This is a genomic window from Ochrobactrum teleogrylli (assembly GCF_037482325.1).
Lineage (GTDB): Bacteria > Pseudomonadota > Alphaproteobacteria > Rhizobiales > Rhizobiaceae > Brucella > Brucella teleogrylli.
On the sequence record NZ_JBBHKQ010000001.1, the window covers coordinates 1749579 to 1770285 of the forward strand.

The following is a 20707-nucleotide window of genomic DNA, read 5'->3' on the forward strand; positions in this document are numbered from 1 at the left end:
TTGGTGGTGAAAAACGCCGTTAGCGCTCTCCGCGACGATAGGGCTGCATCAGCGCTTGCGGAACGCGCGCGCGTCGCGCCATGACGATCAGCGCGATAATCGACATGATGTAGGGGATCATCAGGAAAAGCTGGTAAGGAACCGCCTTCCCATACACCGTTTGCAGGCGAAGCTGAAAAGCATCGAACAGCGCGAACAGCAATGCGCCCAGCAATGCACGGGCGGGCTTCCACGATGCGAAAACGACGAGCGCGATACACACCCAGCCGCGTCCCTGCATCATGGTCGGGAAGAACGAGTTGAACGCCGAAAGCGTCAGGAACGCGCCGCCAACCGCCATCAATGCACTGCCGAACATGATCGTGAAAATGCGCACGCGGATCGGGTTGATGCCTTGCGCCTCGGCGGCATGGGGATTTTCGCCGGTCATGCGAATAGCAAGGCCGAGCGGTGTGCGGAAAAGCACATAGCCAAGCAACAGCGCCAGTGGAATGGCGATCCATGTCAGTGCGGTCTGTGTGCCCAATACCTGCCCGATAAAAGGCACATCAGCCAGGAAAGACGGGTTCACTGGCTGGAATGGCGTTATTGTCGGCGGCGTTGAAGAAAGCGGCACCAGCAGTCGGAACAGGAAATAGCTGAGGCTCGAGGCAAACAGCGTGATGCCGAGGCCTACCACATGCTGCGACAGCCCGAGCGGGACAGTCAACGCCGCGTGCAGCAGGCCGAACAATGCGCCCGAAGCGGCAGCGGCCAGCACACCCACCCACAGATCCGCCCCGTTATAGACAGTCAGCCAGCCGATCATCGCGCCAAAGGTCATGATGCCTTCGATGCCGAGATTGAGCACGCCTGCGCGTTCGCAATAAAGTGCGCCGAGCGTGCCGAAGATCAGCGGCGTTGCGATGCGCAGGACCGAGACCCAGAGGCCAGCGGAAAGCAGGATATCCATCAACTCGTTCATCGGGCGATCCTGTATTGGGTGAAGAACAAAGCGACGAGCATGGTCAGGAGCGACAGCGCCACGGTGACATCGGCAATGAAGCTCGGAATGCCGATGGTGCGGCTCATGCCGTCCGCGCCAACGAACATGGCGGCGGCAAAGAGCGCCGAGAAGATCGCGCCGATCGGGTTTAAGTTGGCGAGCATCGCGACGATAATGCCGGAATAACCGAAGCCCGGCGAAAGGTCGGTCGTGACATAGCCCTTCACACCCATGACCTGAATGGCGCCCGCCAGACCTGCCAGACCGCCGGAGATACAGGCGACCTTGATCAGTGTGCGACCGAGGGGAACACCTGCAAAACGCGCCGCACCCGGATTGATACCGGCGGCCTTGGTTTCAAGGCCGAACACGGTGCGCTTCTGCATATAGGCAATGATCAGCGCAAGCGCGATGGCGATCAGGATGCCGATATGCAGTCGCATACCCGCCATGATTTTCGGCAGCACGGCGGCATCCGGCACCGGTTCAGACTGTGGCCAGCCAAAGGCCAGCGGGTCTTTCATCGGCCCTTCGATCATCATGGAAACGAACAGCACGGCTACGAAGTTCAAAAGCAGTGTCGTCACCACTTCATCGACGCCGAAGCGCAAGCGAAGGCCGAGCGGGATCAGTAGAAAAATCATGCCAGCAATCGCGCCGACAATCAGCAGCAGCGGAATTAGGAGCGGCGCGGGCAGCTGCAATTGCGTGCCCATGGCCACCACGGCCAGCGCGCCCATATAGAACTGTCCCTCAGCACCGATATTCCAAAGCTTGGAGCGGAAGGCGACAGCGGCGGCAAGGCCGGTCAGCATCAGCGGCGTGGCGCGTGTCAGCGTCTCGCTGATCGACAGCTTGTTGCCAAATGCGCCGATGGCGATCTGGCGGAAGGATTCGACCACCGGCGCACCGGCGGCGGCGATCAGCAGGCCCGCCAGCACGAAAGCGGCCAGGACCGCAATGATCGGTGCCGTAGTCACCAACGCCATGGGCCGCGTTTCGCGTCGTTCAATACGCATCAATTCAGCCCCTTCTTGGTATTTGCCTGCCATTCGCCAGCCATCATGAGGCCCAGTCTCTGCGCATTGGCTTCTTCTGCATCGATAGGCGGGGAGAGGCGGCCCTTAACAATCGCTTGAACACGATCAGCCAAGCCAATGATTTCATCAAGATCTTCGGAAATCAGCAGAACGGCTGCGCCCTTGGCGCGTGCTTCGAGAATGCGGGTGTGGATGGCCGCGACCGCGCCTTCATCCAGTCCGCGTGTCGGCTGCGCCGCGATGAGAATGCGCGGCGCGGTCTCCAGATTGCGACCCAAAATGAGCTTTTGCATATTGCCGCCGGAAAGCAGGCGGATACGACTATCCGGTGTGCCGCCGCGCACATCGAAATCCGTGATAATACTTTCGGTGAATTCGCGTGCCGCAGTGCGATTGACCAGAATACCGTTCGAGAATTTCAGATCGCGCACGCGCTCCAGAATGGCATTTTCCCACAAGGTCAGATCGCCAATGGCGCCTTCAGCATTCCGGTCTTCGGGAATACGCCCGACACCTTCTGCCACAAAGCGGCGCGGATCGAATTTGGTCACGGTCTGCCCCAACATGATAAGCGCGCCGCTTGCCGGCTGGCTAAGGCCCGAAACCAACCGTCCGAGCGCTGCTTGCCCATTGCCGGACACACCGATAATGCCGAGCGTTTCACCGGCACGAACCTGAAAATTCAGTTCCGAAAGGCGAGCAATTCCGTCCTCCACAACCGTGACATTGCTGGCTTCCAGCAACGTTTCGCCGGGGGTTGCAGCGGCGCGGGCAGGGCGCGAAACACGTCGTCCCACCATCAGTTCGGCCAGTTCTTCCTTGGAAGTCTCAGAAGCCTTGCGCTCGGCGACAAGCTTGCCGCCGCGCAGCACGATAACCCGGTCGGCGGCGGACATAACTTCATGCAGTTTGTGCGAGATGAAGATCAGCGACAGGCCTTGGCGGGCCATTTCCTTGAGCGTCGCGAACAGGCCTTCCGCTTCCTGCGTCGTCAGAACGGCGGTCGGTTCATCGAGGATCAGCACATCCGCGTCGTTATAAAGCGCTTTCAGAATTTCGACGCGCTGCTGCTCACCGACCGAAAGATCGCCAAGCCGCGCATCAGGATCGACCTTGAGGCCAAAACGCTCTGCAATCTGCGCGATCTTGGCGCGCGCTGCACCATGCGCGGATTTGAGCTTCCAGAGGCTTTCTGTGCCGGTAATGATGTTTTCCAGAACCGTCAGGTTGGGTGCGAGGGTGAAATGCTGGTGCACCATGCCCACGCCCGCATCAATGGCTGCGCGCGGCTTGCCCTGCGGAATTTCCGCGCCCTTCACAAAGACGCGCCCTTCATCCGGCACGTAATGGCCGAACAGGATGTTCATCAACGTGGTTTTACCCGCGCCGTTTTCGCCGAGAAAAGCGAGGATTTCGCCACGCTCCAGCTTCAGCGAAATATCGTCATTGGCTGTAAGCGCACCGAAGCGCTTGGTGATGTTTTGCAGTTCAAGAACTGTTGTCGTCATTGGTTCAACCCCGCAACGGGAAATTTATGCCGCCAGCGGCGATCCGCTTCCAACCGCTGACCGGCATTTAGAAGTAGCCTGTCCGCGCCCATCGGCGCGATAAGCTGCACGGCTAACGGCATCCCGTTGGCATCTTCTCCGAATGGTAGAGAAAGCGCCGGGAAACCGGAAATATTGGCAAGCGCCGCATAGGGCGCAAATTCGTTCATCTTCCGCCAGTGATTGTCCACATCGCCATGGTTCATCGGAAACGAGCCCAATGGCAAGGGCGCTCTGGAAAGCATCGGGGTTATCAGCACATCAATATCGCGGAAAATCTGCCAGAGCATATGCGAAGCGCTGACAGCGCCGTTCATTGCTCGATAGAGCGCGGTTGCATCAAACCCGCGTCCTCGCTCAGCAACAGCGCGGGTGAGCGGTTCCAGTTTCTCCTGATCGATTGCCAGAAAGTCGATTGCAGCAGCCAGATTGACGGAAATGATGCGATCGAATGCGCGTGCGCTGGAAGCGACAAGAGGACTTAGATCCTGCGCGGGGATTTCGCGGATTGTATGGCCTTGCGCCTCCAGAAAACGGGCGGCATCGGTTACAACCTGCATACGCTCTGCTGTGACAGGATAAGCGGCAAGGTCTTCCGCGACAAAGCCGATGCGCAGACGTTCCGGCAGCTCGCCCGCGCGCATGGCCGGATCAGGCAGAAAGCCCTCGGTCTTGCCCTCGACGAGCGGAAGCAGTGTCTTCGCATCGCGGATCGAGCGACACAGCGCAAACTCGCTGGCGATACCGGCGAGAAAATTGCCGAAATGCGGTCCTGCGGGCATCGCGCCACGGCTCGGCTTCAGGCCGATCAGACCGCAGGTAGCGGCAGGTACGCGAATGGAGCCACCTGCATCCGTTGCGTGGGCGATGCTGACAATCCCGGCTGCGACGGCTGTCGCCGCGCCACCGGATGAGCCAGCGGGAGAAAGTGTTCCATCGAATGGATGGCGGGCCAGTGGGCCGCTTTCCGGTTCGCTGGCGAGTGCAAGGCCGAATTCCGGCACGGTGGTCGTGCCGAAGAAATTGAGGCCCGCTTTGCGCAGGCGTCTGCCAAGCTCGGAATCCATTTGCGGCGAAGCGTTTTCGAAGGCACGCGAGCCAAGCCGGATCGGCAGACCGGCGCAAGGGCCGCCCAAATCCTTGAACAGCGATGGGATGCCCGCAAACGGAGCTTTGTCGGCGTGCGCGTCAAACGCCGCTGCGTTGGTGCGGCCAAGTTCAGGATCGAGATATGCAATGGCGCCCAGAGGGCGCCATTTTTCTGCGGCTTCAAGGGCGGCATCCATGGCCTCTCGCGCACTTAAAACGCCTCCGGCAATCGCTTGCGCGAGTGCTGTTGCGTCCTGATGCTTGCTGTCGAATGCCACTTCTGCCGCCCTGTTTGCTGCTGTCTTACTTGGGCTCAGCCGCGTTCGGCTTGTACTCGAACTTGCCAGCCTTGATCTCGGCGCGGCGCGCTTCCATCTTGGCTTCGGCTTCTGCCGGTGCGACGCCCTTGACGTAGACGATGTCGTTGCCGCCTTCCTTCATCAGGCTGAATGGCGTGTAGTCCTTGCCGGTCGGCTGGGCGGCTTTCACATCTGCAATCGCTGCATTAAGGATTGGGCGGAAGTACCACATTGCATTGGCAAAAATGGTGTCCGGATAGCGCGGTGTATAGTCGATCAGCGAACCGATTGCCTTGATGCCGCGTTCCTTGGCGGCGTCGGCGGTGCCGATGCGTTCGCCGAACAGAATGTCTGCGCCGGAATCGATCTGGGCAAGACCGGCTTCACGCGCCTTCGGCGGATCGAAGAAGGTGCCGATGAAGGATGCAATGAATTTCGCATCTGGCCGGGTTTCCTTCACGCCATCCTGGAAGGCGTTCATCAGCATGTTGACTTCCGGGATCGGCACAGCGCCGACCGAACCGAAAGTGCCCGACTTGCTCATCGCGCCTGCCAGCATGCCTGCAAGATAGGCTGCTTCGAAATTCCAGGTGCCGAACACGCCGAAATTGTCGCCCTGCGGCTTGCCGGAGGAACCCATGACAAAAGTGGTCTGCGGATAATCGCCAGCAACCTGACGCGCTTCGCGTTCGACGGCATAGGATTCGCCGACGATCAGCTTGATGCCCTGTTCGGCATATTCGCGCATGGCGCGGGGATAGTCGCTCGCCGAAACGCCTTCGGAGAAGACATATTCGATGACGCCTTCGTCATTGGCCTGCTTCAGTGCTTCGTGCAGGCGGGAGTTCCAGGCGTTTTCAACCGGCGAGGCGTGAATGCCTGCAACCTTCAGCTTTTCATCCGCTGCGAAAACACGCGTGGAAATCGCAGTTGCGCCGAGTGCCGCAGACATCGCAAGAATGTCGCGGCGGGTAAAGTTCGATAATTTGGCCATTTGGACCCCTCTTAAGGTGGTGTTTGTGCGTGCTTTCCATGCGCGACGGATTGCCCTGCACCCTGATCAGGAGGAGCATAAGCAATGTCTCGTATTTCCGACTAATCTGCCTTTAATTCAAGCGCTTTTATCGGTCGCTTGAAAAACAGGCACCGGTTTGTTGCTGCGTCGTGTTTGTTCAGCCGATGGGTGCGTAATCGGCGCCATCAATCGAAGACGGACGGCCTTCGAGATTGAGCGCACTGACACGCTGCGGCGTTTCAGCAATGATCTTGCCTCGCTTCACGACCGTCAGGCGGTTGGCCTTGAGGCGCAGCGCTTCCAGCGGGTCACGCGCCTGCAACACGACGAAGTCTGCATTGCAGCCCTTTTCAAGACCATAGCCTTCCAGACCTAGCGCCTTGGCCGAATTGACGGTCAACGCATTGAAGACCTGTTTTTTGCCTTCGATGGACGTCATCTGCGCCACATGGACCGCCATATGCCCCACTTCCAGCATGTCGCCGGAGCCCATCGAGTACCATGGGTCCATAACACAATCATGACCGAAGGCGACATTAACGCCAGCAGCCATCAGTTCCGGCACGCGGGTCATGCCGCGACGCTTTGGATAGGTGTCGGCGCGTCCCTGCAATGTGATATTGATGAGCGGGTTCGGAATAGCGTTCATCTGCGCTTCCGCAATCAGCGGAATGAGCTTGGAAACATAGTAATTGTCCATGGAATGCATGGATGTGAGGTGCGAGCCCGATACGCGACCCTGAAGCCCGAAACGCACGGTCTGGGCGGCCAGCGTTTCCACATGACGCGACATTGGATCATCGGTTTCGTCGCAATGAATATCGACCGGCAGGCCACGCTCGGCGGCAATCCGGCAGAGCTCTTCCAGCGATGCCGCGCCGTCGGCCATGGTGCGCTCGAAATGCGGGATGCCACCGACAATGTCGAGGCCCATATCGAGCGAGCGGTTGACCAGATCGACCGCGCCGGGCGAGCGGTAATAGCCATCTTGCGGAAAGGCGACGAGTTGCAAATCTATATACGGCTTTACCTTTTCGCGCACCTCAATCATCGCTTCCGCCGTCAGCAGACGCGGATCGCTGACATCGACATGGCTGCGAATGGCCAACAGGCCCTGGCTGACGGCCAGATCGCAATAGCGCAAGGCGCGCTCGACCATGGCTTCAACGGTCAGCATGGGCTTCAGTTCACCCCAGAGCGCGATCCCTTCCAGAAGCGTACCGGAACGGTTGAGACGCGGCAGGCCAAGCGACAGCGCTGCGTCCATGTGGAAATGCGGATCGACAAAAGGTGGTGTTACGAGGCGGTTGGAAGCGTCGATTTCCTTGGCAGCCTGATGCTCGCCCTTCGATGGAACGATATCGGTAATCTTGCCGTCCTTGACCAGAATGTCCTGCTTCTCGCGACCGTCAGGGAGATTAGCGTTTCTCACAATCAAATCGAACATCGGCAGGCCTCTTAAGTCATTGCAGGAAGATCAATGCTGTTAGAAAACAGCACATTTCTAAAATGCCTTATACCCTCCGCGCCGTAGGCGCAATGGCGGGCAATGCGTAAGGGGTCGTCATCTACACAGGAACATGATAGGCCGCAAAATCATAGTTGCAGGATTGCCATGTTCACGATCAGTCGCGTCGAAACCTATAGTCAGGAAATCAAGAAAAGTCGGTTTCTGGCCATTGCCGCGCCGGTTGCGAGCGAGCAGGCGGCGAAGGATTTCCTGAGCGAACATTCGGACCTTGCGGCCAGTCACAATTGCTGGGCCTGGCGTATGGGGCAGAACTATCGTTTCAGCGACGACGGTGAGCCAAGCGGCACGGCGGGCAAGCCGATCCTGCAAGCCATCGACGGTCAACAGCTCGACAATATTGCGGTGGTGGTGATCCGTTGGTTCGGCGGCATTCTGCTCGGTAGCGGTGGCTTGATGCGCGCCTATGGCGGCACGGCGGCGACCTGCCTGCGACAGGCGGAAAAGACCGAGGTGATCCCGATGATCGGCTTTGCCTTTGCCTGCGATTTTTCCGACCACGCGCTGTTGAAAGCGCGGCTGACCGCTGTGAATCATGTCGCGATTGCGCAGGAGAATTTTACGGCAAACGGCGTGGAAATAACCGGCGCAATGCCTATTGCCGCGCAGGATGACCTGTCGCGGCTCGTGACGGACCTGACACGCGGCAAATCCGTCATCACGTTCGACGATTAAAGCTCCCGCTAGACATCAGTTGCGACGATGCGATCAGGTGCGCTTGGTCTCTTCCCCAAGCGCTCCCATCCGATCCTCCGCGAATGCGTCAACAAGACCGTGTGGTGCGTCTTCGCCAAACAACAACCGCACAAGCGCTGCTGCCTCCACCGCAGCCGACCGGCTTCGGGGGAATAGTTCTGCCTCGTATTGAGTGAGCGCAGCCTCTATATCGCCTTGACTTTCAGCGATGGCCTTGCCGAGTTCTGCGCCGTCGAACATCGCAAGATTGGCGCCCTCGCCAGACGGCACCATCAGATGCGCTGCGTCCCCGATCAGGGTTACGCCCGGAACTCTCTTCCAGCTAAAGTGTTCCGGCAACGTGTGAAGGACACGCGCAACCAGCGGCGTATCGCTCTCGGTGATGAGCGCCTTGAGCTCAGGAGCCCAGCCATCGAATTCCTCGGCAGTCGTTGCGATCGCGCTTTCGCGCTTGGAAAAGTCGATCTGCGCGATCCAGTCCTCAGGCTTGTTTAGCGCCACATAGGCATGCAGAACGCCGTCAGGCTCGCGATGCGCCATTATGCCCTTGCCGGGTGAGAGAGCAAACATCGAGCCGCCGCCGACGGCCTTGGCGGTGGCCGGATGGCGAACGTCTACATTATAGAGCCACGTCTCTACGAAAGTCGTTCCGGAATAGGTTGGCTTAACATCCGACAGGCGTGATCGCACCTTCGACCAGGCGCCATCAGCGCCAACGAGAAGACCGGTCGCCACGCTCGAGCCGTTCTCGAAGGTCAGCTGGTGCCGTCCCATACCGAGTGGCTCAACACTTCTAAGCTTGTGACCCCACCGAACGGTTTCCGGCGGAAGCGCTTCCAGCAAGATGCGACGTAGTTCTCCACGCTGTACTTCCGGCCGGCCTCCCGTACCGTCGTCCGGATTATCCATCAGAAGACATCCGTTCTTGTCCAACACGCGGGTTTGTTGTCCTCCCGCATGGACCAGTTCCAAAAACCTCTCATAGAGGCCGGCGTCGTGGAGCGCGCGCTGGCCGTTGAAGTCGTGGATATCGAGCATGCCGCCCTGTGGTCGGGCATTGTGGGAGGAGTCCGCTTCATAGACCGTCGCCGTAATCCCGTTGACGTACAGAACGCGTGCGAGCATGAGCCCGCCGAGCCCACCGCCGGCGATTGCAATATCCATTTGGCTGTTCTCCTTGAATGGAATATCATTCCATAGTTGGAATATCATTCCATTCATGTCAAGAAGGGCTATGAGAAAAGATGGTAGACGCAGACAGGATATGCTCACGAGGGCGCAGATTATCGATGCAGCCGTCGAGCTTCTGGATAGGAACGGAGAAAGCGGGCTAACGTTTCAGGCGCTTGCAAAGCATCTGAATACCGGCTCCGGCGCGATCTATTGGCACATCAAGAACAAGGCCGCTCTGCTGGTCGCGGCTTGCGATGCCATCGTTGAACCCATTGCCCGTCCGGCTAGCCAAGGCTCTCCGTCTTGCGGGATCCGAGATTTTTCTGGCGCTATTTTCGACGCCATCGACAACAGGCCCTGGATCGGATCTGTCCTCGCTCAGGCACCTGGATCATTGCCCTCGGTTCGCATCATTGAACTCTTTGGCCAGCAAATCCGAAGGATGGGCGTCGCTCCAGCCAAGGAATGGTCGGTCGTCGCTGCTATTCTGAACTACGTTCTGGGCGTTGCCTGCCAAAATGCAGCCAATGCCACGATGGCGCGCAGGCTCGAGCTCGACCGGGAACAGTTCTTGGGTGGAATGGCGGAAGAATGGTCGCGTCTCGACGCCGCAATCTTCCCGTTTACGCAGGACATTTCCAGTCAACTATCGGCGCATGATGACCGTGACGATTTTCTCACTGGGGTCGATCTCATCCTTGCTGGCATTCAGCAGAGCCTAGATACCGCCTTTGGATGAATATTGCTGGCGCTTGTTTTCATACATCAGGAGATCGGCGCGTTTGGCGACGGCTTCGAGCGTTTCTCCCGGCGTGGTGGTTGCCGTGCCGATGGACAGGTTGAGCTGCAATTGGGAATAGTACTGATTGTTGATTTCAACCAGCCGCTTGATGTCTTCCACCATGGCTTCCGCGCCGCGCTCATCCACATAAGGCAGCACAATTGCAAATTCGTCGCCGCCGATCCGCGCGGCATGGCCGGGCAGCTTGACGGCTTCGTTCAGAACTTCGCCGATACGGCGCAGCAATCCGTCGCCTGACGCATGTCCCCAAAGGTCATTGGCAGACTTGAGGCCATTTAGATCGATGATGATGATGGAAACAGGCAGGTGGCCCTTCCGCTCCAGCCGGTTGAGCTCATCCACATAAAAGGCGCGGTTGTGCAGCTTGGTCAGCACGTCGTGCTTGCCGAGATATTCCAGATAGGCTTCGGCCTTTTTGCGTGCGGTGATGTCCGTCAGCGCCACCTGCACCAGCGACCAGTCATTTTCATGGCCGGGCAGGACCGAGAACTGCAACAGAACGTGGCGTTCAGTGCCATCGAGTGCGTAGTTGATCACTTCGCGACGCTGGAACAGAATGCCATTCCACAGGTCGATCAGCTGTTCGCGGAAATGCGCTTCCATTTCCCCGCGTAGAATCTGCGGCAGGGATTGCAGCAATGTCTGCTTGTCAGGTGCGAGGAAAAGCTCCAGCGTCTCGTTGTTGATTTCCAGCACGCGAATTTCGCTCATGCACTGACGCACGAATTCCGGGTGCACATCGGTGAACACGCGGAAATCGACAATGCCGCGCTGGCGCACATCGTCCATCAGTTCCTTGATGCGGCTGAAATCCTCAACCCACAGCGAAACCGGCGAATGCTCGAACAGGCCTTGCGCATGACGCTTGTGGCGATCCTGCTCGCGCATCGCGTTCTCGCGTGCGGTCACGTCCTCAATCGACAGGAGGACACGATCCCAGCTTTGTTCGTGACCGGGCAGGATACGGCCCTTCAGCTGAATATCGATGCGCCGGCCTTCTAGCGAATAGTTGATCGTGTTGCTGTAGAAGGTGTCGGAGCCGTTCCAGAGCTGCACCATCTCGTCGATATGCGGTTCCAGCATATCGTCGCGGAAAACGCGCTCCAGATTGGTGACGAGGTGATTGATATCCTTCGCCTCGAACAGCGAAAGCGTCTTGCGGTTAACCGCGAGAACCCGGATGTGACTCGTGCAGATGCGAAGACGGCTCGTGTCTTCCATCAGAAAAGTCTTAAGGTCAGTGATGCCTTCCGACCGCCATGTATCGAACTGCTTGCGAAGACCGCTATAGTCTTCAAGCCAAAGAGAAATAGGAGCCAGATCGAAGATGCTGGCTTTGTCGTTCACGGCCGTCTCGATGTTCATTAGGTTCCCGCTTTTAACACCACCCTATTGCGAGGCGGCAATAAAATATCAGGGGCGCCTTATATTATGAAAGTGTTGAATAGACCAGCGGCTTTGAAGTCACAGCGATGCAATATTTATAACACTAAATAAGAAAATGCTGTTTCTTTGTGAGCCGGACGGCTTTGCCTTTTAGCTATCTGCACGAAAGACATAGGCTTTGTGTGCAGCGCTTATTGAAATTCGCCATTGCCGTCACCATTCTGGCTTTTGCACATTATTCCACGCCAAATGTGGTTCATTTTCCTTGCGAACGAAGCAAAATTTTACGAGGTGTCTGGTATGAAAACCTGGAAGTGGTTGCATGAAACGAATTGAGTTGATGATTGAGAACATCATTCTGGCCTCGCGTTGGCTGTTGGTGGTTTTCTATCTGGGTTTGGCCATTGCCTTGGCCATTTATGCCGTATCTTTTGCGGGTAAGCTTTTCGACTTTGCCAGCAAGGCCACGTCGCTGAACGACACCGATACGATCCTGAAAATATTGGGGCTGATCGATGCGGCGCTGATTGCCAGCCTCGTGGTGATGGTGATCATTTCCGGCTATGAAAATTTTGTCAGCCGCTTCGATCAGGCAGGCGACGAGGTGCACTGGTTGGGCACGATTGATGCCGGTTCGCTCAAGATCAAGGTCGCATCGACGATTGTGGCCATCTCGTCGATCCATCTTTTGCAGATATTCCTGAATGCCACGACCTATACGTCGAACCAGCTTATGTGGTTCACGATCATACATCTGGCCTTCGTCGTGTCTGCGCTGTTCCTTGCCTATATCGACAAGCTCACAGCCAAGGATAAGGGCAAGGCCAAAGGCAAGATCGAACCGAATATCTGATCGGCCTTCGCAGGCGTCAACACAGATCAAAAACGCCCGGCACTGCCGGGCTTTTTATTTTTCTAGACGCTAATAAAGGGAATTTGATCATAATCAATGAAATCAAGCCGCTGGCGTGGGTTGATAGCGCCGGGACGTGTTCCATATCGCCTATGGGATGCGTTGCATTGCCATTCATCAAATCACTCAGGAAAGGATGAATCATGTCGGCTAACACCAAGGTTGCGCTCGTCACCGGTGCGGCACAGGGCATCGGTCGGGGCATCGCCCTTCGGCTGGCCAAGGACGGTTTCGATGTCGCACTGGTCGATCTCAAGGCGGACAAGCTCAATGCTGTCAAAAAAGAGGTGGAAGCCTTGGGCCGCAAGGCGTCTACATTCTCAGCCGATGTCAGCAAGCGCGATGATGTCTATGCCGCTATCGACCATGCGGAAAAGGAACTGAGCGGCTTCGACGTGATCGTCAACAATGCCGGTATCGCGCAGGTTCAGCCGATAGCGGATGTAAAGCCGGAAGAGGTCGAGCGTATTTTCCGCATCAATGTCGATGGTGTGCTCTGGGGCATTCAGGCGGCTGCCGCGAAGTTCAAGGCGCGCAACCAGAAGGGCAAGATCATCAATGCTTCGTCCATTGCCGGTCATGATGGTTTTGCGATGCTCGGTGTTTATTCCGCCACAAAATTCGCCGTTCGTGCGCTGACGCAGGCCGCAGCCAAGGAATATGCCAGCGCGGGCATTACCGTGAACGCCTATTGCCCCGGCATCGTGGGCACCGACATGTGGGTGGAAATCGACGAACGTTTCGCCGAGATTACCGGCGCGCCGAAAGGTGAAACCTATAAGAAATATGTCGACGGCATTGCGCTTGGTCGCGCGCAGACGCCGGACGATGTGGCATCTCTCGTCTCTTTCCTGGCGAGTCCGGATTCCGACTATATCACCGGTCAGGCCATCCTGACCGATGGCGGTATCGTCTACCGCTGATCCTACGGAAAGCCGGAAGATACCCCGCGCTTTCGCACGCGGGGTATCTGTCATTTACCCGGAAGCACCCTGTGTTAAGCTGACCTCCTTGAAAGAGGAGAGCGCTGCCCATGACACGTTTAACGGCAAAGGACTTCCCGCAGGAACTGCTCGAGCTTTACGACTTTTACGCGCATGGCAAGATCACCAAACGCCAGTTTCTCGACCGGGCTGCAAAGTTCGCCGTCGGCACGATGACGGCAACCGCTATATTGGCATCGCTCAGCCCGGATTACGCCATAGCGCAGCAAGTTGAGTTTACCGATCCTGATATTCTGGCCGAATACATCACCTATCCATCACCGGAGGGGAACGGCAATGTGCGCGCCTATCTTGTCCGTCCTGCGAAGGTGCAGGGCAAGGTTCCGGCGGTCGTGGTGGTGCACGAGAACCGCGGCCTCAACCCTTATATCGAGGATGTCGCGCGCCGTGTGGCCAAGGCCGGTTTCATCGCATTGGCACCGGATGGTCTTACGTCGGTCGGCGGCTATCCCGGCAATGACGAAAAGGGCCGCGAATTGCAGCAGCAGGTCGACCCAACCAAGCTGATGAACGACTTCTTCGCTGCCGTCGATTTCATGATGAAAAGCGATCTGACCACCGGCAAGGTCGGGATCACCGGCTTCTGCTATGGTGGTGGCGTTGCCAATGCGGCAGCAGTCGCCTTTCCCGAACTGGCCGCTGCCGTGCCGTTTTATGGTCGGCAGGCACCGAAAGACGAGGTTTCGCGCATCAAGGCGCCAATCTTGCTTCATTATGCCGAGTTGGACACGCGTATCAACGAAGGCTGGCCGGCCTATGAAGAAGTGCTGAAAAAGAACGGCAAGACCTACGAGGCCTATATCTATCCGGGCGTCAATCACGGCTTCCACAATGATTCCACCCCACGCTATGACGAGGCCGCCGCCAAGCTCGCCTGGGACAGAACAATCGCCTGGTTTAGGCGCTATCTGGCGTGATCAGGCCTTGGATTTAACCGCCTTGACGACATGTACGATGCCGACAATGACGGCCCCGATCAGGACGGCGAGCACTGCTTGCAGGAAAGACGTTGCGATCCACTCCAGAACGCCGCCGAAGCTGCTGCCTTCGGTCGGCAGATGGGCGACGATGTTGTGAATGAATTCCTCGACGCTGTGAACGCCGATCGATGCCAGACCGTGAACGATGATGCTGCCGCCAACCCAGAGCATGGCGACGGTGCCCACGGTGCTGAGCACCTTGAGCACGACGGGCATACCCGCAACCAGACCCTTGCCGAACCGCTTACCAAAACCGGTATGGGCATTGCGGGCAAGCGCGACACCCATGTCATCGAGCTTGACGATAAAGCCGACAACGCCATAAACGGCGAAGGTGATCAGGACGGCGACACAGGCGAGGATCGCCGCCTGCGTATAGATATTCGAAGGCGGCAGACCGGCAAGCGTGAGCGCCATGATCTCCGCTGACAGGATGAAGTCGGTTCGGATGGCCCCGCTCACAGTTGTCGCTTCAATTTCCTTCGCGGTGGTGGCCTTTGTTTCCGCTTGTTCCTCATCCTTATGCGGCACGAAAAACTCGACCAGCTTTTCCGTGCCCTCAAATGCGAGATAGGCGCCGCCGATCATCAGAAGCGGCATGATGAGACCGGGCGCGAAATAGCTGAAGATCAGCGCCAGCGGCAGTAGAAAGATCAGCTTGTTGCGCAGCGAACCCTTGGTGATTTTCCAGATGACCGGCAATTCCCGTTCCGGCTTCAGACCAACGACATATTTCGGCGTCACCGCCGTATCATCAATCACAATGCCTGCCGCCTTGGCGCTGGCCTTTGCGGTTTGTCCAGCCACGTCATCCAAAGAGGCCGCCGCCATTTTTGCGATTGCTGCCACGTCATCGAGAAGTGCAAACAAGCCGGACGCCATGGGAGGCCTTTCTTTGTCATTGCGATAAAGGTTAGCTAAACTTGTAGGGGGTCTCAGTCCAGCACCTATTGGCAGGGATAGCTAATTGTATTCGATCTGAAGACAATCTGTGTATGATTGTCAATATATCCAGATGCATTCCGATCATTATATCTTGCTGCAACACAACAGGAGAGATCGCCATGCTTAATCAGATCAAAGGCCTTCACCACGTTACGTCGCTGGCAGCAGATGCCCGTTCGAACAACAAGTTCTTCACGGATGTGCTGGGATTACGCCGCGTCAAGAAGACCGTGAACTTCGATGATCCGAGCGTTTATCACCTCTATTATGGCGATGAAGTTGGCACGCCGGGCACCGTCATGACCTATTTCCCCTTTCCCGGCATTCAGCGCGGTCGCGATGGTACGGGCGAGGTGGGAACAACCGTTTTTGCAGTCCCGCAAGGCTCGCTCGGTTTCTGGAAGGATCGCTTCGCGCAATCCGCCGTCACTGTCGAATCGGAAGATGAAGCTTTTGGCGAAAAGCGCGTCTTCTTCCGTGGCCCCGATGGCGACAGTTTCGCTCTGGTGGAAGTGAAGGACGATCCGCGTGAGCCGTGGGCGCATGAAGGCATCGATGCCGACCACGCCATTCGCGGCTTTCATTCGGTTTCGATGCGCTTGCGTGACGAGGGCGCGACTTCGGAATTGCTCAACTATATGGGCTATCAGAAGCTGGACGCGAAGGATGGCATCACTCGCCTTATCATGTCGGAAGGCAACGGAGCTGATGTGATCGATCTTCAGACCTTGCCTTCTGTCGGTCGTAACCAGCAGGGAGCAGGTTCGGTGCACCACGTCGCCTTTGCGGTCGAAAACCGCGAAAAGCAGCTGGAAGTTCGCAAGGCCCTGATGGATACCGGATATAATGTCACGCCAGTGATCGACCGCGATTATTTCTGGGCGATCTACTTCCGGACACCGGGTGGTGTTCTGTTCGAAGTCGCAACCAACGAACCCGGCTTTGATCGCGACGAAGACACCGCGCATTTGGGCGAAGCTCTGAAGCTGCCGTCGCAGCACCAGCATCTTCGTGCTTATCTCGAAGAACATCTCGACAAGATTTAAGCGCGAGCAGGAGACAGATTATGACCATTCAGACCTACGTGCACCGGCTGAAGGCCGGTGCGGTCGGCGCGCCGCTGTTCATTGTCTTTCACGGCACCGGCGGCGATGAAAATCAGTTCTTCGGTTTGGCTGAACAGCTTTTGCCGGAGGCGACCATTGTTTCCCCCCGCGGCGACGTGTCGGAATTTGGTGCCGCCCGCTTCTTCCGTCGGACGGGCGAGGGCGTCTATGACATGCCAGACCTTGCCCGCGCCACGGACAAAATGGCTGCGTTTATCGCCGCGCTGGTCGAAGAGTATCAGCCGTCGGAAGTGATCGCTTTGGGTTATTCTAACGGGGCCAATATCATGGCCAATCTGCTGATCGAGAAAGGCAGGATATTTGACAAGGCAGTGCTTCTACATCCGCTGATCCCGTTCAAACCAGCGAATAATCCGGGCTTGGAAGGCGCGAAAATTCTGATGACGGCTGGCCGAATGGACCCGATCTGCCCGCCGGATTTCACGGAGGCGCTCGCGCACTATTTTGAAAGTCAGAAGGCCGACGTCAATCTTGTCTGGCATCCGGGCGGTCATGAACTGCGCCAGACCGAACTGACAGCTGTGCAGGAATTCCTCGGCTGACAAAGTCGATCACCGCCATTCGTAAGGATGGCGGTGATTTTTATCTCTGTAGAACTCCAGATACCGCACTTGATTTTATCAATATATATTATATGTAAGCGTATATTGAATTTGGAGTTGCCTCATGGATAGTGTTACGGGCACCAATGCCGTCATGTCGCGCCAGCAGATGGAAAATCGTGCGGGCGAAGTGGCCGAATTGCTGCGCACCCTGTCGCATCCGGCCCGTCTGATGCTGGCCTGTGCGCTGGCGGAAAAAGAATATTCGGTTGGTGAATTGGAACATGGGCTTGGCATTCGTCAGCCGACCCTGTCGCAGCAACTCGGCGTGCTGCGTGAATCCGGCATCGTCGAAACCCGGCGCGAAGCCAAGCAAATATTCTATCGCCTGACGGAAACCAAGGCGGCGCAGCTGATCGAGGCGCTGTATGGCATCTTCTGTCATGACGCGCCTAAGGGAGATTTGTCATGATGACCTATCTCCAGTCGCTGGCAGGCGGCATGATTCTCGGTGCAGCAGCGATTTTTCTTCTGATTTTCAATGGCCGCATTGCCGGTATCAGCGGTATCGTCGGCAGATTGCTGAACGGAAGTCAGGCCGCGCTCAATGCAGCTTTCGTTCTTGGCCTCATTCTCGGCCCCGTGGTCTACGCCGCGCTTTTCGGGAGCTTCCCGGTAACAACCATTTCGGCTTCCTGGCCGATTATTGTCGTCGCCGGTCTTCTGGTCGGCATTGGAACGCGCATGGGCTCGGGCTGCACATCCGGTCACGGTATCCTCGGCATGGCCCGCTTTTCCAAACGTTCCATCGCCGCGACAATCACCTTCCTGATAACTGGTGTCGCGGCGGCGACCCTCACGGGAGTTCTGTTATGAAAAGTTTCGCTTATTACCGGCTCGCGGCAGCGCTTTTCGCAGGCGCGTTATTCGGGTTCGGATTGTCGCTTTCAGGCATGATCGACCCGTCACGCGTGCAGGGCTTTTTGAATATCGCAAGCGGTCACTGGGACCCCAGCCTTGCATTCGTGCTCGGCGGCGCTCTTCTGGTCGCCATCCCGGGCGTAATGCTACAGCGTAAGCTGGCAAAGCCGGTGCTGGATGACAGCTTTCACCTCCCCGAAAAGACCCAGATCGACCGGCCTCTGCTGTTTGGCTCGGCGCTGTTCGGTCTCGGCTGGGGACTGGCCGGCTTCTGCCCGGGACCTGCGGTCGCAGCCTTGTCTATCGGCTTGCCGCAGGTCTGGTTATTCGTGGCCGCCATGGCGGCAGGCATGGTCATCCACGACCGTTTTGGGAAGGCTTAAAGCCCGCGAGCAATCACCAGTCGCTGAACTTCGCTCGTGCCTTCATAAATCTGGCAGACGCGCACATCGCGATAGATGCGCTCAACCGGATAATCGGCAAGGTAGCCATAGCCGCCGTGAATCTGGATCGCAGCGGAGCATACTTCTTCAGCCATTTCCGACGCCACGAGCTTGGCCATCGAGGCTTCCGTCAGGCAGGGTTTGCCCGCCTCGCGCAAGGCTGCGGCGTGCAGGACCATCTGGCGAGCCGTTTCGATCTTCGTCGCCATATCGGCAAGACGGAAGGCTACGGCCTGATGTTCGGCAATCGGCTTGCCGAAGGTGATGCGCTCTTTGGCATAGTCGCGGGCTGCTTCGAAAGCGGCCCGCGCCATGCCCACGGCCTGCGCGGCAATGCCGATGCGTCCGCCTTCAAGATTGGCAAGCGCTATTTTATAGCCTTCGCCTTCCGCGCCCAGCCGGTTTTCCACTGGCACGCGCATATTGGTGAAAGCCAGCGCGCAGGTATCGGATGAATGCTGGCCGAGCTTGTGTTCGACCGTCATGACCTCATAGCCTGGTGTGTCGGTCGGCACGATAAAGGCCGAAATGCCCTTCTTGCCCGCAGTCGGATCGGTGACCGCAAAGACAATCACCACACTGCCATTCTTGCCGGACGTGATGAATTGCTTGGAGCCGTCGATCACATAATGGTCGCCATCAAGCCGGGCGCGGGTTTTCAGCGCCGACGCATCGGATCCGGCCTGCGGTTCAGTCAAAGCAAAGCCGCCGATCCATTCACCCGATGCCATTTTCGGCAAAAAGCGGCGTTTCTGGTCCTCAGTCCCGAAGCGCAGGATGGGTACGCAGCCCACAGAGGAATGCACCGAAACGATGGTCGAGCACGCGCCGTCACCGGCGGCGATTTCTTCCAGAGCCAGCGCATAGGCCACCATGCCGAGGTCCGAGCCGCCCCATTCTTCCGGCACAAGCATGCCGAGAAAGCCAAGTTCGCCCATCTCGGTCAGTTCAGCGCGCGGGAAAGCATGTTCCCGGTCACGCTTTGCCGCGCCCGGCGCAAGACGCTCCTGCGCGAAATCGCGGACGGCGTCGCGGATCTGCTCCTGCGTATCGGTCAGAAGCATCACACGATCCTTTCAATGCCGATTGAGGTGGCTTCGCCACCGCCAAGGCAGATACCAGCCATGCCGCGTTTCAGGCCATGCGTTTCAAGCGCGGCGAGCAGCGTCACCAGAATGCGCGCGCCGGAAGCGCCGATCGGGTGGCCGAGCGCGCAAGCGCCGCCATGAATATTGACCTTGTCATGCGGCAGATCGAGATCGCGCATGGCCGCCATGGTGACGACAGCGAAAGCTTCATTGATCTCGAACAGATCGACATCCTTGAGGTTCCAGCCGATCTTTTCCGAGAGCTTGCTGATTGCGCCGATAGGCGCGGTCGCGAAAAGGTTCGGCTTGTCGGCATAGGTCGCATGACCAACCAGCACCGCGCGCGGGGTCAAGCCACGCTTCTCCGCTTCCGATGCGCGCATCAGCACGAGCGCTGCAGCGCCATCGGAAATCGACGAGGAATTGGCCGCCGTTACCGTGCCGCCATCGCGAAAAGCTGGGCGCAGCGCGGGGATCTTGTCGAGCTTCGCCTTGCCGGGCTGTTCGTCAATCGAAACCTGCACCTCGGCGCGACTGGATTTCACCGTGACGGGCGTGATCTCTGCCGCAAACAGACCATCCTTGATGGCCTTTTGGGCGCGGGTCAGCGAGGCAATGGCGAACTCGTCCTGCGCTTCACGGGTGAACTGGTAGGCTTCCGCGCAATCTTCCGCAAAAGTGCCCATCAGGCGGCCCTTGTCATAGGCATCCTCAAGACCGTCGAGGAACATATGATCCATAATCTGGCCGTGGCCCATGCGATAGCCGCCACGCGCCTTGGGCAGCAGGTAGGGCGCGTTGGTCATGCTTTCCATACCGCCGGAAACGATCACATCCGCCGAACCGGCCAGCAGCAGATCATGCGCCAGCATGGTGGCTTTCATGCCCGAACCGCACATTTTGTTGACGGTCGTAGCCCCGGTCGAAACGGGCAGTCCAGCCTTGATCGAAGCCTGACGCGCCGGGGCCTGTCCCTGACCGGCAGGCAGGACACAGCCCATCAAAACTTCTTCGACAGCTTCCAGTGCCAGACCCGCGCCGGCCAGCGCGCCGCTGATCGCAGCAGCGCCGAGATCAGTCGCCTGCGCGCCGGAAAAGTCGCCCTGAAAGCCGCCCATGGGGGTGCGGGTTGCGCCGACAATGACAATAGGATCGCTGTGGGACATGATTATTCCTCGCTTCCT

General features: G+C 57.8%; 22 protein-coding genes. 10 read left to right on the forward strand and 12 right to left on the reverse strand.

The window, feature by feature from the left end; all coding sequences use genetic code 11:
- Positions 1-19: 19 nt before the first annotated feature.
- From WIX40_RS08125 to WIX40_RS08150, 6 genes are all read right to left on the reverse strand, one after another.
- Entirely contained in the window at positions 20-964 is a 945-nt protein-coding gene (locus WIX40_RS08125; protein ID WP_339439771.1) for an ABC transporter permease, read from the reverse strand.
- Positions 961-2004: an ABC transporter permease gene (locus tag WIX40_RS08130; RefSeq protein ID WP_339439772.1), complete on the reverse strand. Its 1044-nt coding sequence runs from the start codon at positions 2002-2004 to the stop codon at positions 961-963. The genes WIX40_RS08125 and WIX40_RS08130 overlap by 4 nt, the downstream gene beginning before the upstream one ends.
- On the reverse strand, positions 2004-3533 hold the full coding sequence (locus tag WIX40_RS08135) for an ABC transporter ATP-binding protein (protein ID WP_339439773.1): 1530 nt from the start codon (positions 3531-3533) through the stop codon (positions 2004-2006). Before WIX40_RS08135 ends, WIX40_RS08130 begins: the two co-directional genes overlap by 1 nt.
- Entirely contained in the window at positions 3530-4939 is a 1410-nt protein-coding gene (locus WIX40_RS08140; protein WP_339439774.1) for an amidase, read from the reverse strand. Before WIX40_RS08140 ends, WIX40_RS08135 begins: the two co-directional genes overlap by 4 nt.
- 25 nt (positions 4940-4964) lie before the next feature.
- Complete coding sequence (locus tag WIX40_RS08145) at positions 4965-5954, reverse strand: BMP family protein (protein ID WP_121538283.1); 990 nt, start codon at positions 5952-5954, stop codon at positions 4965-4967.
- A gap of 178 nt (positions 5955-6132) precedes the next feature.
- Positions 6133-7422, reverse strand: coding sequence for an amidohydrolase family protein (locus tag WIX40_RS08150; RefSeq protein ID WP_339439775.1), 1290 nt, complete (start codon positions 7420-7422; stop codon positions 6133-6135).
- Positions 7423-7590: 168 nt separating this feature from the next.
- Between WIX40_RS08150 and WIX40_RS08155 the strand changes: the two genes are divergently transcribed.
- Positions 7591-8178 (forward strand): IMPACT family protein, encoded by a 588-nt coding sequence (locus WIX40_RS08155; RefSeq protein ID WP_339439776.1) that lies wholly within the window; start codon positions 7591-7593, stop codon positions 8176-8178.
- 33 nt (positions 8179-8211) lie between these two features.
- On the opposite strand, the gene WIX40_RS08160 is transcribed toward WIX40_RS08155, so the two are convergent.
- On the reverse strand, positions 8212-9363 hold the full coding sequence (locus WIX40_RS08160) for an FAD-dependent oxidoreductase (RefSeq protein WP_339439777.1): 1152 nt from the start codon (positions 9361-9363) through the stop codon (positions 8212-8214).
- A 100-nt stretch (positions 9364-9463) separates the two neighbouring features.
- Here WIX40_RS08160 and WIX40_RS08165 point away from each other — a divergent pair, with 100 nt between their 5' ends.
- Positions 9464-10111 (forward strand): TetR/AcrR family transcriptional regulator, encoded by a 648-nt coding sequence (locus WIX40_RS08165; protein ID WP_339439778.1) that lies wholly within the window; start codon positions 9464-9466, stop codon positions 10109-10111.
- Here WIX40_RS08165 and WIX40_RS08170 read toward each other — a convergent pair.
- Positions 10091-11539, reverse strand: a complete 1449-nt coding sequence (locus WIX40_RS08170) for a sensor domain-containing diguanylate cyclase (protein WP_339439779.1) — start codon at positions 11537-11539, stop codon at positions 10091-10093. The genes WIX40_RS08165 and WIX40_RS08170 overlap by 21 nt on opposite strands.
- A gap of 343 nt (positions 11540-11882) precedes the next feature.
- Between WIX40_RS08170 and WIX40_RS08175 the strand changes: the two genes are divergently transcribed.
- Complete coding sequence (locus WIX40_RS08175) at positions 11883-12413, forward strand: TIGR00645 family protein (RefSeq protein ID WP_109367302.1); 531 nt, start codon at positions 11883-11885, stop codon at positions 12411-12413.
- A gap of 16 nt (positions 12414-12429) precedes the next feature.
- Here WIX40_RS08175 and WIX40_RS08180 read toward each other — a convergent pair whose 3' ends face one another.
- Positions 12430-12618, reverse strand: a complete 189-nt coding sequence (locus WIX40_RS08180; RefSeq protein ID WP_339439780.1) for a hypothetical protein — start codon at positions 12616-12618, stop codon at positions 12430-12432.
- On the opposite strand from WIX40_RS08180, the gene WIX40_RS08185 reads away from it, so the two are divergent.
- Together WIX40_RS08185 and yghX are read left to right on the forward strand one after the other, a co-directional pair.
- Positions 12617-13396, forward strand: a complete 780-nt coding sequence (locus WIX40_RS08185) for an acetoin reductase (protein WP_339439781.1) — start codon at positions 12617-12619, stop codon at positions 13394-13396. The genes WIX40_RS08180 and WIX40_RS08185 overlap by 2 nt on opposite strands.
- 110 nt (positions 13397-13506) lie before the next feature.
- Positions 13507-14394: a YghX family hydrolase gene (yghX, locus tag WIX40_RS08190; RefSeq protein WP_339439782.1), complete on the forward strand. Its 888-nt coding sequence runs from the start codon at positions 13507-13509 to the stop codon at positions 14392-14394.
- On the opposite strand, the gene WIX40_RS08195 is transcribed toward yghX, so the two are convergent.
- Positions 14395-15339 carry a DUF808 domain-containing protein gene (locus tag WIX40_RS08195; protein ID WP_339439783.1) on the reverse strand — a complete coding sequence of 315 codons (945 nt, stop codon included), beginning with the start codon at positions 15337-15339 and terminating at the stop codon, positions 14395-14397.
- Positions 15340-15521: 182 nt separating this feature from the next.
- On the opposite strand from WIX40_RS08195, the gene WIX40_RS08200 reads away from it, so the two are divergent.
- The 5 genes from WIX40_RS08200 to WIX40_RS08220 all read left to right on the forward strand — a co-directional run bounded on the left by WIX40_RS08200 (position 15522) and on the right by WIX40_RS08220 (position 18375).
- Positions 15522-16448, forward strand: a complete 927-nt coding sequence (locus WIX40_RS08200) for a VOC family protein (protein ID WP_339439784.1) — start codon at positions 15522-15524, stop codon at positions 16446-16448.
- 20 nt (positions 16449-16468) lie between these two features.
- Positions 16469-17071 carry an alpha/beta hydrolase gene (locus WIX40_RS08205; protein ID WP_339439785.1) on the forward strand — a complete coding sequence of 201 codons (603 nt, stop codon included), beginning with the start codon at positions 16469-16471 and terminating at the stop codon, positions 17069-17071.
- Between the two features lie 124 nt (positions 17072-17195).
- Positions 17196-17543, forward strand: coding sequence for a sulfite-sensing transcriptional repressor BigR (gene bigR, locus WIX40_RS08210; RefSeq protein WP_339439786.1), 348 nt, complete (start codon positions 17196-17198; stop codon positions 17541-17543).
- Complete coding sequence (locus WIX40_RS08215) at positions 17540-17947, forward strand: YeeE/YedE family protein (protein WP_339439787.1); 408 nt, start codon at positions 17540-17542, stop codon at positions 17945-17947. The genes bigR and WIX40_RS08215 overlap by 4 nt, the downstream gene beginning before the upstream one ends.
- On the forward strand, positions 17944-18375 hold the full coding sequence (locus WIX40_RS08220) for a YeeE/YedE family protein (RefSeq protein WP_171318831.1): 432 nt from the start codon (positions 17944-17946) through the stop codon (positions 18373-18375). The genes WIX40_RS08215 and WIX40_RS08220 overlap by 4 nt, the downstream gene beginning before the upstream one ends.
- On the opposite strand, the gene WIX40_RS08225 is transcribed toward WIX40_RS08220, so the two are convergent.
- Both WIX40_RS08225 and WIX40_RS08230 read right to left on the reverse strand, forming a co-directional pair.
- The gene (locus tag WIX40_RS08225) at positions 18372-19499 is read right to left on the reverse strand and encodes an acyl-CoA dehydrogenase family protein (protein ID WP_339439788.1); all 1128 of its coding nucleotides are present in this window, start codon (positions 19497-19499) and stop codon (positions 18372-18374) included. The two genes, WIX40_RS08220 and WIX40_RS08225, sit on opposite strands and share 4 nt — an antisense overlap.
- Positions 19499-20689 (reverse strand): acetyl-CoA C-acyltransferase, encoded by a 1191-nt coding sequence (locus WIX40_RS08230; RefSeq protein WP_339439789.1) that lies wholly within the window; start codon positions 20687-20689, stop codon positions 19499-19501. The genes WIX40_RS08225 and WIX40_RS08230 overlap by 1 nt, the downstream gene beginning before the upstream one ends.
- Positions 20690-20707: the final 18 nt, after the last annotated feature.

Excerpts from the sequence above, each read along its gene's own strand:
- WIX40_RS08125 (WP_339439771.1), bottom strand. The coding sequence starts at position 964 with ATGAACGAGTTGATGGATATCCTGCTTTCCGCTGGCCTCTGGGTCTCG.
- WIX40_RS08130 (WP_339439772.1), bottom strand. The coding sequence starts at position 2,004 with ATGCGTATTGAACGACGCGAAACGCGGCCCATGGCGTTGGTGACTACG.
- WIX40_RS08135 (WP_339439773.1), bottom strand. The coding sequence starts at position 3,533 with ATGACGACAACAGTTCTTGAACTGCAAAACATCACCAAGCGCTTCGGT.
- WIX40_RS08145 (WP_121538283.1), bottom strand. The coding sequence starts at position 5,954 with ATGGCCAAATTATCGAACTTTACCCGCCGCGACATTCTTGCGATGTCT.
- WIX40_RS08150 (WP_339439775.1), bottom strand. The coding sequence starts at position 7,422 with ATGTTCGATTTGATTGTGAGAAACGCTAATCTCCCTGACGGTCGCGAG.
- WIX40_RS08155 (WP_339439776.1), top strand. The coding sequence starts at position 7,591 with ATGTTCACGATCAGTCGCGTCGAAACCTATAGTCAGGAAATCAAGAAA.
- WIX40_RS08160 (WP_339439777.1), bottom strand. The coding sequence starts at position 9,363 with ATGGATATTGCAATCGCCGGCGGTGGGCTCGGCGGGCTCATGCTCGCA.
- WIX40_RS08165 (WP_339439778.1), top strand. The coding sequence starts at position 9,464 with ATGCTCACGAGGGCGCAGATTATCGATGCAGCCGTCGAGCTTCTGGAT.
- WIX40_RS08170 (WP_339439779.1), bottom strand. The coding sequence starts at position 11,539 with ATGAACATCGAGACGGCCGTGAACGACAAAGCCAGCATCTTCGATCTG.
- WIX40_RS08175 (WP_109367302.1), top strand. The coding sequence starts at position 11,883 with ATGAAACGAATTGAGTTGATGATTGAGAACATCATTCTGGCCTCGCGT.
- WIX40_RS08185 (WP_339439781.1), top strand. The coding sequence starts at position 12,617 with ATGTCGGCTAACACCAAGGTTGCGCTCGTCACCGGTGCGGCACAGGGC.
- WIX40_RS08180 (WP_339439780.1), bottom strand. The coding sequence starts at position 12,618 with ATGATTCATCCTTTCCTGAGTGATTTGATGAATGGCAATGCAACGCAT.
- yghX (WP_339439782.1), top strand. The coding sequence starts at position 13,507 with ATGACACGTTTAACGGCAAAGGACTTCCCGCAGGAACTGCTCGAGCTT.
- WIX40_RS08195 (WP_339439783.1), bottom strand. The coding sequence starts at position 15,339 with ATGGCGTCCGGCTTGTTTGCACTTCTCGATGACGTGGCAGCAATCGCA.
- WIX40_RS08200 (WP_339439784.1), top strand. The coding sequence starts at position 15,522 with ATGCTTAATCAGATCAAAGGCCTTCACCACGTTACGTCGCTGGCAGCA.
- WIX40_RS08205 (WP_339439785.1), top strand. The coding sequence starts at position 16,469 with ATGACCATTCAGACCTACGTGCACCGGCTGAAGGCCGGTGCGGTCGGC.
- bigR (WP_339439786.1), top strand. The coding sequence starts at position 17,196 with ATGGATAGTGTTACGGGCACCAATGCCGTCATGTCGCGCCAGCAGATG.
- WIX40_RS08215 (WP_339439787.1), top strand. The coding sequence starts at position 17,540 with ATGATGACCTATCTCCAGTCGCTGGCAGGCGGCATGATTCTCGGTGCA.
- WIX40_RS08220 (WP_171318831.1), top strand. The coding sequence starts at position 17,944 with ATGAAAAGTTTCGCTTATTACCGGCTCGCGGCAGCGCTTTTCGCAGGC.
- WIX40_RS08225 (WP_339439788.1), bottom strand. The coding sequence starts at position 19,499 with ATGCTTCTGACCGATACGCAGGAGCAGATCCGCGACGCCGTCCGCGAT.
- WIX40_RS08230 (WP_339439789.1), bottom strand. The coding sequence starts at position 20,689 with ATGTCCCACAGCGATCCTATTGTCATTGTCGGCGCAACCCGCACCCCC.